At 68.7% G+C, this 14,294-nt stretch carries 16 protein-coding genes and 1 pseudogene; 8 read left to right on the top strand and 9 right to left on the bottom strand.

Features of this window, described 5'->3' with window-relative positions:
- Positions 1 to 599, bottom strand: a pseudogene (locus FNH05_RS16575) (hypothetical protein); the annotation flags it as partial.
- Between the two features lie 473 nt (positions 600 to 1,072).
- Between FNH05_RS16575 and FNH05_RS16570 the strand changes: the two are divergent.
- The 3 genes from FNH05_RS16570 to FNH05_RS16560 are packed head-to-tail and all read left to right on the top strand — an operon-like array spanning position 1,073 to position 2,351.
- On the top strand, positions 1,073 to 1,540 hold the full coding sequence (locus FNH05_RS16570; protein ID WP_144589180.1) for an SRPBCC domain-containing protein: 468 nt from the start codon (positions 1,073 to 1,075) through the stop codon (positions 1,538 to 1,540).
- A gap of 2 nt (positions 1,541 to 1,542) precedes the next feature.
- A complete protein-coding gene (locus tag FNH05_RS16565; protein WP_246127777.1) occupies positions 1,543 to 1,890 on the top strand; it encodes an ArsR/SmtB family transcription factor in 348 nt (115 codons plus the stop codon).
- A gap of 17 nt (positions 1,891 to 1,907) precedes the next feature.
- A complete protein-coding gene (locus FNH05_RS16560) occupies positions 1,908 to 2,351 on the top strand; it encodes an SRPBCC family protein (protein WP_144589176.1) in 444 nt (147 codons plus the stop codon).
- A gap of 9 nt (positions 2,352 to 2,360) precedes the next feature.
- On the opposite strand, the gene FNH05_RS16555 is transcribed toward FNH05_RS16560, so the two are convergent.
- Complete coding sequence (locus FNH05_RS16555; protein ID WP_144589174.1) at positions 2,361 to 2,987, bottom strand: TetR/AcrR family transcriptional regulator; 627 nt, start codon at positions 2,985 to 2,987, stop codon at positions 2,361 to 2,363.
- 58 nt (positions 2,988 to 3,045) lie between these two features.
- Between FNH05_RS16555 and FNH05_RS16550 the strand changes: the two genes are divergently transcribed.
- Positions 3,046 to 4,038 carry an aldo/keto reductase gene (locus FNH05_RS16550; RefSeq protein WP_144589172.1) on the top strand — a complete coding sequence of 331 codons (993 nt, stop codon included), beginning with the start codon at positions 3,046 to 3,048 and terminating at the stop codon, positions 4,036 to 4,038.
- A gap of 103 nt (positions 4,039 to 4,141) precedes the next feature.
- Here FNH05_RS16550 and FNH05_RS16545 read toward each other — a convergent pair whose 3' ends face one another.
- A complete protein-coding gene (locus tag FNH05_RS16545) occupies positions 4,142 to 5,863 on the bottom strand; it encodes a metallophosphoesterase family protein (protein WP_144589171.1) in 1,722 nt (573 codons plus the stop codon).
- A gap of 441 nt (positions 5,864 to 6,304) precedes the next feature.
- Between FNH05_RS16545 and FNH05_RS16540 the strand changes: the two genes are divergently transcribed.
- Positions 6,305 to 6,898, top strand: a complete 594-nt coding sequence (locus FNH05_RS16540; RefSeq protein ID WP_425458452.1) for a ClpP family protease — start codon at positions 6,305 to 6,307, stop codon at positions 6,896 to 6,898.
- Between the two features lie 133 nt (positions 6,899 to 7,031).
- Here the strand turns inward: FNH05_RS16540 and FNH05_RS16535 are convergent, their stop codons facing one another.
- From FNH05_RS16535 to FNH05_RS16525, 3 genes are all read right to left on the bottom strand, one after another.
- Entirely contained in the window at positions 7,032 to 7,727 is a 696-nt protein-coding gene (locus tag FNH05_RS16535) for a class I SAM-dependent methyltransferase (protein WP_222426626.1), read from the bottom strand.
- Between the two features lie 65 nt (positions 7,728 to 7,792).
- On the bottom strand, positions 7,793 to 8,092 hold the full coding sequence (locus FNH05_RS16530; protein ID WP_222426625.1) for a hypothetical protein: 300 nt from the start codon (positions 8,090 to 8,092) through the stop codon (positions 7,793 to 7,795).
- A 23-nt stretch (positions 8,093 to 8,115) separates the two neighbouring features.
- Positions 8,116 to 8,502 carry a hypothetical protein gene (locus tag FNH05_RS16525; RefSeq protein WP_144589169.1) on the bottom strand — a complete coding sequence of 129 codons (387 nt, stop codon included), beginning with the start codon at positions 8,500 to 8,502 and terminating at the stop codon, positions 8,116 to 8,118.
- Positions 8,503 to 8,550: 48 nt separating this feature from the next.
- On the opposite strand from FNH05_RS16525, the gene FNH05_RS16520 reads away from it, so the two are divergent.
- A complete protein-coding gene (locus FNH05_RS16520; protein WP_144589167.1) occupies positions 8,551 to 9,348 on the top strand; it encodes a glycerophosphodiester phosphodiesterase family protein in 798 nt (265 codons plus the stop codon).
- Between the two features lie 12 nt (positions 9,349 to 9,360).
- Here FNH05_RS16520 and FNH05_RS16515 read toward each other — a convergent pair whose 3' ends face one another.
- Positions 9,361 to 10,011, bottom strand: a complete 651-nt coding sequence (locus tag FNH05_RS16515) for a transglycosylase family protein (RefSeq protein WP_144589165.1) — start codon at positions 10,009 to 10,011, stop codon at positions 9,361 to 9,363.
- Positions 10,012 to 10,235: 224 nt separating this feature from the next.
- On the opposite strand from FNH05_RS16515, the gene FNH05_RS16510 reads away from it, so the two are divergent.
- Positions 10,236 to 10,994, top strand: a complete 759-nt coding sequence (locus tag FNH05_RS16510) for a thymidine kinase (protein WP_186382578.1) — start codon at positions 10,236 to 10,238, stop codon at positions 10,992 to 10,994.
- 251 nt (positions 10,995 to 11,245) lie between these two features.
- Entirely contained in the window at positions 11,246 to 11,593 is a 348-nt protein-coding gene (locus FNH05_RS16505) for an RNA polymerase-binding protein RbpA (RefSeq protein WP_005151365.1), read from the top strand.
- Positions 11,594 to 11,751: 158 nt separating this feature from the next.
- Here the strand turns inward: FNH05_RS16505 and FNH05_RS16500 are convergent, their stop codons facing one another.
- Both FNH05_RS16500 and lnt read right to left on the bottom strand, forming a co-directional pair.
- Positions 11,752 to 12,543, bottom strand: a complete 792-nt coding sequence (locus tag FNH05_RS16500) for a polyprenol monophosphomannose synthase (RefSeq protein WP_144589163.1) — start codon at positions 12,541 to 12,543, stop codon at positions 11,752 to 11,754.
- Positions 12,544 to 12,571: 28 nt separating this feature from the next.
- Positions 12,572 to 14,197 carry an apolipoprotein N-acyltransferase gene (gene lnt, locus FNH05_RS16495; RefSeq protein WP_144589161.1) on the bottom strand — a complete coding sequence of 542 codons (1,626 nt, stop codon included), beginning with the start codon at positions 14,195 to 14,197 and terminating at the stop codon, positions 12,572 to 12,574.
- Positions 14,198 to 14,294: the final 97 nt, after the last annotated feature.

The following is a 14,294-nucleotide window of genomic DNA, read 5'->3' as shown; positions in this document are numbered from 1 at the left end:
CCCCCGGACTGCGCGCGGCAAGCACAACGGCCGCTGTCAGCGGGACGGCCAGGATCCGTCGGCGGGTACCGCGGCAACCCATCACTGCGAGTGGACATCCTGCGCGAGTTAAAGCCGGCGCCCGCCGCGTGCCGGCCGACGCGCCGGACGGGTTCGTGCCGGCGTGGACTGGACAGCGTCTCGGTGGCCGTGAAGCAGTCCAGGAACCCGGTGCGCTTGTCCAACTCGATCAGCAACGACACGATCGGCGCGAACGGCAGCATCTCGGTGAACTCGGCTTTCAGGGTGGTCGCCTCGGCCGGCACGTCCTCGGCGGTCAGCGGCGAGATCACCAGCCCGTCGGCCTGGTCCAGGCGGACCGGGCCGGCGCCGGCGGCCAGGACCTCCTCCAACTGCCCGAGAGCCTCGCCCAGCTCGTCGGTGGCAGTGGCCAGCGCCTGGTCCGGGTCGGTGGGCTTGGCGACCGGCTGGCAGAACTCCGCCCGGTGCTCGCCCCACTTCGCTGGGGTGAGCAGGTATGCGGCCGGGTCGGAGTAGCGGCGCGAGCCCGGCACGTGCACGTCCCCGGTGCGCAGCCCGTCACGTAATCCGAGCAGCACGCACAATTCCCAGTAGTGCCGGTAGGCGCTGGTGTTGCCGGACTTGGCTGCGGTCTCCAGGTAGCCGCGCCACTTGAGCCGGGGGTAGTCCGGTATTACCGCAGGTCAGGCATATTCGCCCGATTTTCGGCGAGTACTACGGGGACCCCGTACTGGGGCGTTCAGCATGTCGATCAGTGGGCAGCGCGGGGGTGCTCCCCTCCGGAACACCCCCACTACAACACCGCCGAACGGCACACCTCAACGCCGCTTCGACCGGTGCATACCCCGCCGGTTCCGCGCCGCGGCCGACCCACCCAGCGGCGCAAGAAGTGCCAACGACAGCTCAAGGACCATGACCGAGGCCACACAAGCGGGGACAGGAAGGGACCGGAGCCGCAGCCCAGCCGTGATCCTCATGCAACCAAAGGTTGCATATCGCGGATGGGTCACCTAGGCTCTTTCGCAACCAAACGTTGCAAAAGGTGGCGGACATGGAATTCGGAACGATCGAGCGGGAGATCCACATCGACGCCTCACCCGAGGTCGTCTTCGACGTGGTGAGCAGTCCCGAACATCTGCGCGAGTGGTGGCCGGACGAGGCGGAATTCCCGCCCGTGCCCGGAGGAGCCGGGCGCATCGGCTTCGGGGACTGCACCCAGGGCGGCACCTGGGTGCAGTTCACCGTCGTCGATGCCGTACCGCCGCGGCTCTTCTCCTTCCGCTGGACCCATGAGGAGGGGGAGACCGCCGAGCCGGGCAACTCGAACCTGGTCGTCTTCGAACTCGAGCCCGCCGGGACGGGGACGCTTCTGCGGATGACCGAGAGCGGCTTCCGCGAGCGCGGCTGGGACGAGGCGAAGATCGCCGCCAGGTACGCCGAGCACGTCACCGGCTGGGACTTCTACCTGCCGCGTCTGGCGGTGTACGCCGCGAAGGTCGAAGCGGGCGCACAAGCGTGAAGGTGGACGACGACCTCTGGTCGGCGGTCGGCGACCCGACCCGCCGCCGGATGCTCGACCTGTTGCTGAGCGAGGGCGGTGGGACGGCCACCAGCCTGAGCGAGCGGCTGCCCGTGACCCGTCAGGCGGTGGCCAAGCACCTCGTCGTCCTCGATCGGGTCGGTCTGGTGCACGCCACCACGGTCGGCCGCGAGAAGCAGTTCCGTGTCGACCGGGCCCAGCTCGCCCGTGCCGTCGCCCAGCTCGCCGAGGTCGGCGCCGCCTGGGATGCCCGTCTCCAGCGCATCAAGCGCATCGCCGAGACGATCCAGCGCGGCAAGGACACGAAGAACGAGACCGAGAAGAAGTAGTAGAGAGGAACACGGAGATGGCAGACATCCTGCACCGCATCGGGATTCAACGGTCCTCGCCCGAGCAGGTCTACGACGCACTCACCACGCTGCACGGCTTGTCCGGTTGGTGGACCGAGAAAACCGCGGGGGAGACCGGCCTCGGCGGCGTGATCGAGTTCCGGTTCGGGCCGGGCGGGATGGACATGAAGGTCGCCGAACTCGACCCCGGCCGGCTCGTCCGCTGGGAAGTCGTGGACGGACCGCAGGAGTGGATCGGCACCGGTGTGCGGTGGGACCTGCGTCAGGACGGCGACTACACGATCGTGCTGTTCAAACACGAGGGCTGGCGTGAGCCGGTCGAGTTCATGTACCACTGCAGCACGAAGTGGGGCACGTTTCTGCTCAGCCTCAAGCAACTTCTCGAAACCGGCGAAGGTGCCCCCGAGCCGCGCGACGTGAAGATCAGCGACTGGCACTGACGTGCGGCGTCACGCCGGGCGGAGAGGACGGGCGGCAGGCGTGATGATCTCGATCAGGTGGCTCACGTAGTCGTCGCTCAGGGGCGCGCCGCTGATCAGGAGCCGGTAGTAGAGCGCGCCGTAGAGCATGTCGATGAGGGCGTCGGCGTCGAGGCCGGGAGCGAGCTGTCCGGCCTCGACGGCCTCGGTGATCAGCTGTCGCGCGGAATCACGGCGGCCGGCGATGAAACGGTCCCGCAGCGCCGCGGCGAGTTCGGGATCGTGCTGACCGGCCGCGACGAGGGCCACGAAGGGGCGCCGCGCGCGGGGTTCGTTCATCAGCCGTGCCACCCGGGCGAGCTGGGTGCGCAGCCGCGTGAGCGGGTCCCCGTCGGCCGGGAACTCCATCTTCGTGCCGACCGCGTCGATGAAGGCGTCCATCAGGACCGCGCCCTTGCCCGGCCACCACCGGTAGATGGTGGCCTTGCTGACCCCGGCGTGCGCGGCGATGTCGTCCACGGTCAGCCCGGGCAGGCCCTTGTCGGTGAGCAACTCCCGGGCCGCCGCGAGGACGGCCTGTCGCGCTCGCTCGCTTCGCGGCCTGCCGGGCCTGCCCTGCTCGGGCGCGATGTCGTCCATATCCCTGACACTACCCATACCGATACTGTACGGTTAGTTTCGAAATAAGTCCCCACCGCCTGAAGGACGGACCCACGTGGAGTACACCCGCCTCGGCCGCAGCGGCCTTTCCGTGTCCCGGCTCGTCCTCGGCACCATGAACTTCGGTGCCGAAACCTCCGAAGAGGACAGTCACACGATCATGGACCGTGCGCACGAGCACGGCATCAACTTCTTCGACACCGCCAACGTCTACGGCAGGAAGCCGGGCGAAGGTTTCACCGAACAGATCCTCGGCCGCTGGTTCGCCCAAGGCGGCGGCCGTCGTGACAGGACCGTGCTCGCCACCAAGGTCTATCTCCCGATGGGGGAGTGGCCCAACGAGTCGCACCTGTCCGCGTTGAACATCCGGCGTGCCTGCGACGCCTCGCTCAAGCGGCTGCAGACCGACCACATCGACCTCTACCAGATGCACCACATCGACCGGGCCACACCATGGGAGGAGATCTGGGAGGCGTTCAACGTCCTTCGCCAGCAAGGGAAAGTGCTCTACTTCGGCTCGTCCAACTTCGCCGGGTGGCATATCGCGCAGGCACAGGAGGCCGCACGGTCCCGGCACTTCCTCGGGCTGGTGTCCGAGCAGTCGATCTACAACCTGCTGACCCGCTGGGTCGAACTGGAGGTGCTGCCCGCGGCCCGGGCCTACGGGCTCGGTCTCATCCCGTGGTACCCGCTGCACGGCGGCGTGCTCGGCGGTGTCCTGCGCAAGCAGTGGGAAGGCGGCGCCGCCCGCGGCAACTCGGAACGGTCGACCGAGACGCTCGCCAAGCACCGCGACGCCATCGAGGCGTACGAGAAGCTGTGCGCCGACCTCGGCGAGGACCCGGCCCACGTCGGACTGGCGTGGCTGCTCGCACAGGACGGCGTGACCGGCCCGATCACCGGCCCGCGTACGGTCGCACAACTCGACGGCTCGCTGCGGGCCCTGGAGATCAAGCTCGACGAGGACACACTGTCCAAACTGGACGAGCTCTTTCCGGCACCCGCACCCAACGGCACCAAGCCCGCACCCGAGGCGTACGCCTGGTGACGACGCCCGGCCCGTGCCGGTGCTCCGGCAGTCCGGGAACGAGGCCGTGAGGGGTCGCTTCACAGTTGTTTCCACCGTGAAGCGACCCCTCACCAGCGGTGTGTCAGTGCGTGTCGTGGCCGGCGGCGTAGGCCGCGGGAACGGGGACTTCGACGGTGTGGTACTTGACCTTGGTGCCGAAGTTCCACGCTTCGACCCGGATGCGGTCGGTGTGGACGTACACCCGGAGACCGGACGGGATGTGCTCGACCGAGTCGCTCTCGACGTCGCCGTTGATGTTGCCGGCGCCGGTGTACTCGTTGCAGTGCGCGCCCGTGTTGAACATCGGGATGCCGCGCGCGTTGACCTCGCGCGCCCGCGGGTCGTCCACCGGGAGCAGCCCGTGATCGACGGCCGCCCAGTCGTCGAGGTGCAGGCCCCAATGGGTGTGCGAGGTGAACATGACGACGTTCGGGTTCGCGGCGAGCAGCCGCCGGAGGGCGTAGCCGCTTTCCCGGTCCATCTCGCCGCAGTAGTTGCGGAGGTAGGTGCCCGAGACGGTGAACGACAACGGCTGGTGCATGAAGAACAGCACCGGCGTGTTCCGGGCGCGCCAGTAGTCGAGCCGCTGCTCGAGCCAGGCCAGTTGCCGGGCGGAGAAGAGCCGGACCAAGCGGCGGCCGTCGGGCTGGTGGTTGACACCCTGGTAGACGTGTTCGTCGGAGAGGAGCAGCAGCGGGATCTTGCCGTTGAGCAGGTACTCCAACTGCGGCGTGGTGCGCCCTGCGTAGTGCAGGAACCGCCCCAGCAACGCGGCCTCGTCGATGCCGTTGGGCAGGTCCATCGCGCCGTACTCGTGGTTTCCCGCGTTCCACAACGTGTCGCCGGGGTGGCCGCCGCCCGCCGCGAAGGCGGCGTTGAACGTCTCGTACTCCGAGATCGTTCCGTTGCGGACGATGTCGCCGTTGATGACGAGCGCCTGAGCGGGGTCGGGCAGCGAGGAGAGGAAGGGCAGCGTGAGGTTCTGCATGCGGTTGTTGCCGTCGGTCCCCTGGACGTCGCTGAAGATGTCGAGGATCGCGACGGGCCTGCCCGGCGCCGGCAGGACGGAGGTGACCTCGACGTTGTCGATGGCCCAGAAGTACTCGTCGCCGAGCCAGTAGCCCTTCTTGACCTGCTGCTGGTACGCCCAGGTGAAGCGGACGGTACGGGCACCGGCGGGCACGGTGAAGGTGAGGATCTCGCGCTTGCTCACGACATTGCCGCCGGCGTTCGCGTCGGCCACCTTGGTCGAATACGTCAGAAGCGTCTGCGCGCCCCCGCGATCGAACTGCGCGGTGACCACCGCGTGCTGGGGGTCCGGGGCCTGCACGTAGTGGGAGTCGAAGCCGAGCTCGAGCGTCTGGCCGGAGGGCACGGAGATCGCCGGAGAGGTCAACGCCGCCGAGAACGGCGCGTTGCCGTCGGGCTGCCCTCGCCGGGCACTGTCGATCACGGCAATGCGGCTGTTGCAGCACCGGGCGAAGCCGTAGCGCGCCCCGCCGAAGTTGATGAACTCCGCATAGCCGGGGAACGACCAGCCACGCCAGTCCGGATCGAAGTCCTCCATGTTTTCCTGGTTCACCGACCAGCCGGGAGGCGGTGTGGTGCGCTCACCATCCTCAAAGGACTCCCAGTAGTAGCGGACCTTGGTGAACGAGCGATCCACCGCCTTGGGGCCGTGCCCCTGGGGGCCCGGATCGGCCGCCGCCTGCCGCATTCCCACCGGAAGGAGGCCGCTCGCGACGGCGGCCGCGGCCACCCCGGGAACCGATCCCACCAGGCGCCGTCTGCTGATCTCCGTCATCTGCGCGCCCCGGTGTGCATCAACGCGGGAACTCGCGCGCCCAGCGGGCGGGCGCAGCATCCGATCGTCATGGAACGTCCTCTCCTCGCAGGAAAGCGGCGGGTCGCGAAGCGACGCGACGCGCTGTCCGGTTCCACCCGATCGTGATCACCGGCCGCTGGTGCGAGCCTGCGATTCGGTGTCGGGACACGTCAACGCCTGTCGATCGTTGATCACCGGATGTTCAGGAGCGTCTACCGCTGTTCAACCGTCCTTTCCGCCCATCCGGCAACCCGAGCGGCCTGCCGCCCACGGCGCCGTCGAACGGACCAAACTTGACACCGTGGGCGGGTGATCGCCTGGAGCGAACCGCGCACGCTGTGAGCGAACGGGCGCCCCGCACGGGCGGCACGTTCCCTATGTTCGGTGCTGTCAAGATCACGAGACAGCCAGGAGGCGACGATGACGGTGATGACGGTGGTTCCGCAGCTCCACACGGGCGGGCCGCAGGCGAGCGAATCGGTGTACGAACAGTTGTTGCGGGACCGGATCGTGTTCCTGGGGTCCGAGGTGACCGACGAGGTGGCGAACCGCATCACCGCACAACTGTTGCTGCTGGCGGCCGACGACGCGGAGCGCGACATCACCTTCTACATCAACTCGCCGGGGGGATCGGTGACGGCGGGCATGGCGATCTACGACACGATGCGGCTGGTCAAGCCGGACGTGGCCACGTGGGGGCTGGGGTTCGTGGCGTCGATGGGGCAGTTCCTGCTGTCGTCGGGCACACCCGGCAAGCGCTACCTGCTGCCCAACGCGCGAGTGGTGATGCACCAGCCCTCGGCGGGGATCTCGGGGGCGGCGAGCGACATCGCGATCCAGGCCGAGGTGTTCGGGAAGATGAAGCGCCACATCGCGGAGCTCACCGCCGGCCAGACCGGCCAGACGGTGGAACGCATCACCGCCGACGCCGACCGCGACCGCTGGTTCGACGCCGAAGAGGCGCTGGCCTACGGGATCGTGGACCACATCGCCGGAACCGACCGCATGCCGTAAGCGGCAAGGATCACGGGAAGCGGGGCAGCGGCCGAGTACCGCTACTTAACATAATGTACATTATCGGCGCTGGCTGACGGAGGTCTTTTCCCTGGTCGGACGGCACAGCCTGGCCATAACTTCTTCGTGTCCGCTACGGCCGTTGGGCAACGATCCGGCAGACCCGTTTGCCCGACGAAGCGCTGGTCGTCTCGGAGCGATACAGCACAGCGAAGCCTTCGATCTCACCCAGCACCTGGTCCACCGTGATCTTCGTGTACAGCCGGCCCCGCTCATCTCGCCGGTCCGAACTGCCGTCCGCACGCCAACTGAGGTACAGGCGCCCACCCGGGCGAAGCAACCCGCCCAGTCGCCGGACACTCTCCATCGCCGCGGCGGGTTCGAGGTGCATGATCACGGTCTCGCAGTAGACATTGTCGAACGTCGGCAACCCGTCGAGTGCCGGGAGCGTGGCGATTTCGAACCGTGTTTCGGGGTGAAGTCGTCGAGCCTCCCCGACCAGTGCGGATGACGCGTCGTAACCGGTTACCTGCCAGCCATGGGCAGCGAGCCATGCCGCGTCACGCCCGGATCCGCAGCCGATCTCTGCCACGGTGCCCGGGAGCAGGAACTTCTCGAGTAGCTCGTGCAACTCGTCGTCGGCGGGTTGCGATTCCCACGACTGCGCATAGGCGGCAGCGTGGGTCTCGTATGCGGCGATGGTCTCGTGATCCGGCCGGTGAAGACCATGCCTAGCAAGACCCTGGTTTTCGAGCCGTGAGGCCTCCAGCCGTTCGTGGGGCCGCATTCCCGCGGAACCGCCGATTCCCGCTTTCTGCGCGTCGACCACCGTCTCGCCTCTCCGCCGGAGCCCGATCCTTGTTGATCTTAACCAGCGAACCCACTAACCGGAATTCAGTGAGCCCCGGACATGCGGTCGACCGCGTCCTTCGCCTCCCTGAGGTCCGCTCCGGTGCGTTCGCGATACACCTTGATCGCTTCGATCTTCTTGCCCTGCCGGAGAAGTTCCTCGATTTCCGGGAACTGCGGTTCGGGCAGGGAGACCCCGAGATGGGCCATTACGGTGTCGAGCTTGCGGTTCAGCTCGTCCAGCTTCCGCTCGGCTCGCTGCTGCTTGCGCCCGCCGGCCGTGGTGGAGAACAGCAGTATGACCGTGATCAGCGCGAGCATCGACATCGCGTACTCGTAATCCATGGTCGATGATCTTAGTGAATAGTTCACCGAAGCCGTTCGAGGCCGCGGGCGGTGAGCGCGAGTTCGAGGGCCATCCGGCGCAACTCGTCGGCCCCAGCGCCGTCGTCGGCGGCGGTGACCACGTCTTCGGCGGCGCAGCGCAACTGGAACAGCCGGTCCTGCAGCGCGGCGAGTTCGGCGTCGGACAACACGACGGCATCCTCGGGCAGACCGCTTCGCTGGACCGCGGCCCGGCGTTCGTAGGCCCGCTGACGGCACGACTGCCCGCAATAGCGCCGTCTGCGTCCTCTCGCGGACGACTGCTCCAATCGACTGCCGCACCAGCCGCAGTGCCGGGGTGCGATGTTCCGCGGTATGCCCGCCAACACGTCACGTGACGTTGCCTGACAGCTCTCCGTCCCTTCGGTCACGACCGCGACCCTAACCGGACACCGAGCGCTCATGCCGGGGCCACGCCGATGCCGCACACTGGTGTGGTGCAGCGCAACCACCCGTATCTGGACACTGCCCTTCCCCGAGCCTTCGTTCACCGCGGATGGCATCTGGATGATCTCAAAGGCATGGAGAACTCGCTGTCGTCCTTCCGGCGGGCGGTGAGCGAGGGCTTCCGGTACCTGGAAACCGATGTGCACGCGACCAAGGACGGAGTGGTCGTGGTGCACCACGACGCCCGGCTGGACCGCACCACCGACGGGCACGGCCCGATCGCCGCGCAGAGCTGGTCGGCGGTGCGGCGGGTGAAGGTTCGCGGGCGGGAGCCGATCGCGCGCCTGGAAGACCTGCTCGAAGAGCTTCCGGAGGCACGGTTCAACATCGACGTCAAAAGCGACCGCGCGGTGGAGCCGTTCCTGCGCGTGATCGAGCGTGTCGGCGCCCACGAGCGCGTCGCGGCCGCCGCGTTCTCCGACGCGCGGCTGGCGAGGCTCCGGAAGCTGGCCGGGCCGAAGCTGCTGACGTCGATGGGGCCGAGGTCGGCGGCGGTGCTGTGGGCCAACGGCTGGGCGCCGTGGCTTCGGCTGGGTTTCCTGTGCCGGGGCGCGATGGCCCAGGTGCCGGTGCGGCAGGGCGGGCTGACCGTGGTGGACCGGGCGTTCCTGCGCACGGCGGCGCGGACCGGGGTCGAGGTGCACACCTGGACGATCAACGAGCGGGCCGAGATGGCCCGCCTGTTGGACCTGGGCGTGCACGGGATCGTCACCGACCGGCCGGACCTGCTGCGGGCGGAGCTGATCGAACGGGGCGCCTGGCAGGCGTGAGGCGGGCGCCGTTCAGCGGGGCGCCCTGCCTTCCCAGGCCGCGTGCCACGTCTTGGGGCCGAGCCTGCCGGAGTCGTTGATGCCGTTCGCGCGCTGGAGGTCGAGCACGGCCTGGCGGGTCTTGTCGTAGTAGCAGCCGGTGCCGTCGAAGTCGTAACCGAAGACGTTCATCCGCAACTGGAAGGTGCGCAGGGCCGGGGCGCAGTCACCGTAGGCGTAGACGACGCCGGGCCAGGGCGGGGGCACGGTGACCGGCGTGGGTGCGATCGGCGACGGCGGGAGCGGGATGCGTTTGCTGCGGGCGTCGGGGTCGTTGCGCAGGCCCAGCATGCCGGCGCACTCCCAGGGCTGCCAGCCGCGCATCCGGTACAGGTAGAGGGCGCGGAAGTCCTGTTCCTGGCGGCCGGCGAGGTTGGGTTTTCCCTGTCCGCCGACGCTGCGCCAGGTGGGCAGGTCGAACTGGTAGGCGCCGTAGTAGCCGTTGCCGGTGTCGAGGAAGTAGCGGTCGCTGGACTCGCACATGCGGAGCTTGGCCCAGGTCGAGGGCGCCGGATCCGCACTTGCCGCGCCGGTGCCGAGCAGGGTCGTGACCAGTGCCACGACAAGCGGCAGCAGGAGTCTCACGGCCGCCCGGACCGCGGATCTGTGCGGGTCTTCGATCATGCGATGCACGGTAGGCATGCAGATCATCAGCCACAACAGTCACAACAAACACATGAGCATCAGCTGCCCCAGCAGTCACAGCGGGGAGCGACACGGCCCCCGATTCCAAAACGCCCGTTCAGCGGGCTGGAACACTCCCCTGGCGTGCCGCTCCCCTGACTGGTGATCGGCCGGAACCGGTCTCGACTCAATTCACCCGATCAAGGGAGATAGGGTCAGCCGTCGTGACCTTGGTTCCCGAAGACGGCCCCGACCCGACCGACGCCCTGTCCGCCGCCCCCGGGGCGGGCGGCCGCCGGGCCCCGGTACGGGGCATGCTGCGGTTCTGCTACGGGCCGATGGACTGCGGGAAGTCCACGCTCGCCCTGCAGATCAACCACAACCACGCCCGGCAGGGCCGACGCGGGATGTTGCTGGTGCGCCACGACCGCTCGGGAGCCCCGCAGATCACCAGCCGGATCGGCATCACCAGGGAGGCCACCGAGATCGGTGCGGACACCGATCTGCGGCAGCTCCTCCGCGGCCAGTGGGTGGCGGGCAGGCACGTGGACTACCTGATCGTCGACGAGGCGCAGTTCCTCTCTCCCGCCCAGGTCGAGCAGCTGGCCGAGCTGGCCGACGAGGTGCGGATCGACGTCTACTGCTTCGGCATCGCGACCGATTTCCAGAGCCGGTTGTTCCCCGGGGCGCGGCGGTTGTTCGAGCTTGCCGACGAACTGCAGCCGGTACAGGTGGAGGTGCTGTGCTGGTGTGGCGCGCCGGGCCGGTTCAACGCCCGTGTGCGTGATGGTGAGGTTCTTCGCGAAGGCGACACCGTGGTCGTGGCCGACACGGCCCCGGGTCGGATCGTTGAACATGCAAGTTCATCACCCGCGGAGCCAGATATAACTACTTTGCGTTATCAGGTATTGTGCCGACGCCATTTCCGGCTTGGTGATCTTGGCCCAGCGACGCTGAGGCGAGGTCAGCTCCGGCTCACTTGAACGTTGTTCGGTTTCGCGAATGGCGGCTGCCGATAGCCCGACTGGGGGATAATCCCAAGAAGAAGGGCTAAAGCGCGTCACGTAGCGGCGCGAAACCTGTCCCAGTGGTGGAAGCTGTTGCCGAGGGGTGATCCAGCTCATCGTGAGCAACGACATGTGTTCCGGGGAATTTGACGGGCACTGTCCATCGTTGCATAGGGTGAGCACCACCCTGGCTCTAAACCTGCAGAGCCGATCGAAAGGACGTCATCATGGCCGACCGTGTACTCCGTGGAAGCCGGCTGGGAGCGGTCAGCTACGAGACCGACCGCAATCACGATCTCGCCCCACGAAGGACCGTGCGCTACGCGTGCCCGAAGAACCACGAGTTCGAGGTGCCGTTCTCCGACGACGCCGAGATTCCCTCGGTGTGGGAGTGCCGGCTGCACGGCAGTGAGTCGGAGATCGTCGATGGCGGGCAGCCCGAGCAGAAGAAGGTCAAGCCCCCGCGCACGCACTGGGACATGCTGCTTGAGCGGCGTTCGATCCCTGAGCTCGAGGATCTGCTGAACGAGCGTCTCGCCGAGCTGAAGGGCCGGCGCACGACGCGGTCGGCGTAGCTGACTGACCCACTGCGGCAACAACGCAGAAGGCCCCCGCGGTATTCGCGGGGGCCTTTCTGTTCGGTGCTGTGAGGGGTCCGGCGCTCACCCAGCCCGGGGGGAGCCGTGAAGGGACCCTTCACAGCCAACGCCCGACCGGATTATGCGCAGGCGCCTCACGGCTTCGGCTTCGGCTTCGCGGAGCCTGGTCGCAGGAGCCCGCGGAGCTGGGCGCAGCGGTGCTGGGCGCCCCACAGGCCGACCCGCAGCATGGCCTCGACGATGATCGAGCCGCTCATCTTGGACACGCCGATCTCGCGTTCCGTGAAGGTGATGGGCACCTCGACCACCTCGAACCCGGCCCGCAGAGCGCGCCAGGCCAGGTCGATCTGGAAGCAGTAGCCGTGTGAGGCGATCTCGTCGAGCGGGAGCTTTTCCAGCACGGCGCGCCGGTAGGCGCGGAATCCGGCGGTGATGTCCCTGATCTTCACGCCGAGGGAGAGGCGGGAGTACAAGCCCGCCCCTCGGGAGAGGATCTCCCGGCGCTTGGGCCAGTTGACGACGCTGCCTCCGGGGACGTAGCGGGAGCCGAGCACGAGGTCGGCGTCGCCGAGCGCGTCGAGGATGCGGGGCAGGTCTTCCGGGGCGTGGGAGCCGTCGGCGTCCATCTCGACGATGGTGTGGTAGTCGCGGACCAGGCCCCAGCGGAAACCGGCGACGTAGGCGGCACCGAGGCCCGCCTTCTCGGTGCGGTGCAGCACGTGGATGCGGTCGTCTTCGGCGGCCAGCCGGTCGGCGAGTTCGCCGGTGCCGTCGGGGCTGCCGTCGTCGACGACGAGTGCGTGCACGGCGGGCAGGCTCGCGTGGAGTCTGCGCAGGATGGGCCCGAGGTTGTCCCGCTCGTTGTAGGTCGGGATCACCACCAGCACCGGGTCGATCGGCTGGGTAGCCCGTGGCGCCTGCGCCATCCCTGTCCTTCCTCGGCGGAGGTGTCGCTCACTCCGCCACGGTCGTTCGCCGGTCTTCGGCGCGTGTGCGCCGGGTCCGTGCCGCGCCGATCGCCACCGCCACCAGCGCGATCCCGATCAGGCCGTATTCGACGGACGCACCGAGTCGATCTGACAGCGTAGTCGTGTCCCGGAGCGGAACGCGCCCCACCAGGGAGGCGGCGGTGAATTCCTCGGTCGATCGGGTGACCGTGCCATCCGGCTGGACGAACGCGCTGACCCCGCTGGTGGAGGACACCACCACCGCGCGGCTGTGCTCGACGGCACGCAGGCGGGCCATGGCCAGCTGCTGGTAGCTCATCTCGCTCTTGCCGAACCAGGCGTTGTTCGTGGGCAGCACGATCAGCTTCGCGCCGGCGTCGACCGCGTCGCGGGAGACGTGGTCGTAGGCGATTTCGTAGCAGATCGGGGTCGCGACGCGGGTGCCCGCGATGTCGAGAACCGCGGTGCTCGTGCCGGGAGCCATGTCGCTGGTGTCGTCGACGAAGGGAGTGACCCAGCTGGCGATGGCGCGGGCGGGCACGTACTCGGCGAAGGGCACCAGTTCCTGTTTGGAGTACCGCTCCCCCGCCCCGGTGCGCGGGTCCCACACGATCTCGCTGTTCTGGACGCGGCCGCCGGGCGGCCAGTAGATGGCGCCGATGAGGGCGGGGGTGCCCAGTTCGGCCACGGCGTTGTCGATTACGGGGTCGGTGCCGCGGACGCGGGTGGCGGTTTCGGGCCAGACGACGAGGTCGGGTTTGGGGATGGCGCCGCTGCGGATCTCCTGGGCGAGCTGCTCGTTCTGCAGGAGGTGGTTGGCGCGCAGGGTGCCGGCCTCGTTGAGCAGGCCGAGCCCGACATTGGGGGCGTTGCCCTGCACGGTGGCGACGGTGAGGCTGCCACTGCTGTCACTGTTGCCACCGTCGGCCCCGGTGCCGATGGTGGGCCAGAGGGCGAGCCCGGCGGCGACGGGCAGGACCACCGCCGCGGCGGGGACCGCAAGGGGGCGCCAGGACCGGTCGCGGCGGAGGCGGAGGACCCGGCGGACCAGCGCGGCCAGGCCGAACCCGGTGAGGACCACGGCGAAGCCGACCAGCGGGGCACCGCCGACCGAGGCGAGCGGGAGGAAGGCGCCCTCGGGCTGGCTGAACGCGACCCGCCCCCACGGGAACCCGCCGAGCGGCCACCAGGTGCGCGGGGTCTCGGTGGCGATGATCAGCGCCGCCATCCAGACCGGCGCGCCGGGCAGTCGTGCGACGAGGGTGCACAGGGCGCCGCCCACCCCGAGGTAGGCGGCGAGTGCGGCGGAGAGCGCGAGCCACGGCCAAGGCCCGAACTGGACGCCGAGGAAGTCTTCCAGCCAGGTGAGCAGGGGTAGGAAGAACGCGAGGCCGAACACGAAGCCGTAGCCGAGGCCGCCCCACAGGCGGCGCCCGTGCAGGACCAGGCCGAAGCCGGCGAACCCGATCGGCATCAGCCACCACAGGTCGCGGGGGGCGAAGCTGAGGTAGCAGACGAAGCCGGACGCAGCCGCCAGTGCCAGCCGCAGCAGCGGGGCCCGCCAGCGCCGGCGGGGTCGGCTGGGTTGGTCCACGGTCTGGGGCGCCGGGGTGTCCGGCGCGGTCACGGCCACGTCGGACACCCTAGGCGGCGCCGGATAAGGCTCGCGTTCGCCGGGGTTCTCCACGCCGGTCACAGCTCGTCGTGGATCACTTGGCCGGCCCGGACGG

Origin of the sequence: Amycolatopsis rhizosphaerae (assembly GCF_007713715.1) — a bacterium.
Lineage (GTDB): Bacteria > Actinomycetota > Actinomycetes > Mycobacteriales > Pseudonocardiaceae > Amycolatopsis_E > Amycolatopsis_E rhizosphaerae.
The sequence above is the reverse complement of the archived record's forward strand: the minus strand, read 5'-3'. Positions and strand labels throughout refer to the sequence as shown.

Bases quoted from the DNA above. Each gene is read 5' to 3' on its own strand.
- FNH05_RS16540 (WP_425458452.1), top strand. From the start codon at position 6,305: ATGACGGTGATGACGGTGGTTCCGCAGCTCCACACGGGCGGGCCGCAG.
- FNH05_RS16570 (WP_144589180.1), top strand. From the start codon at position 1,073: ATGGAATTCGGAACGATCGAGCGGGAGATCCACATCGACGCCTCACCC.
- FNH05_RS16520 (WP_144589167.1), top strand. From the start codon at position 8,551: ATGCCGCACACTGGTGTGGTGCAGCGCAACCACCCGTATCTGGACACT.
- FNH05_RS16500 (WP_144589163.1), bottom strand. From the start codon at position 12,543: ATGGCGCAGGCGCCACGGGCTACCCAGCCGATCGACCCGGTGCTGGTG.
- FNH05_RS16530 (WP_222426625.1), bottom strand. From the start codon at position 8,092: ATGGATTACGAGTACGCGATGTCGATGCTCGCGCTGATCACGGTCATA.
- FNH05_RS16555 (WP_144589174.1), bottom strand. From the start codon at position 2,987: ATGGGTAGTGTCAGGGATATGGACGACATCGCGCCCGAGCAGGGCAGG.
- FNH05_RS16515 (WP_144589165.1), bottom strand. From the start codon at position 10,011: ATGATCGAAGACCCGCACAGATCCGCGGTCCGGGCGGCCGTGAGACTC.
- FNH05_RS16505 (WP_005151365.1), top strand. From the start codon at position 11,246: ATGGCCGACCGTGTACTCCGTGGAAGCCGGCTGGGAGCGGTCAGCTAC.
- FNH05_RS16560 (WP_144589176.1), top strand. From the start codon at position 1,908: ATGGCAGACATCCTGCACCGCATCGGGATTCAACGGTCCTCGCCCGAG.
- FNH05_RS16545 (WP_144589171.1), bottom strand. From the start codon at position 5,863: ATGACGGAGATCAGCAGACGGCGCCTGGTGGGATCGGTTCCCGGGGTG.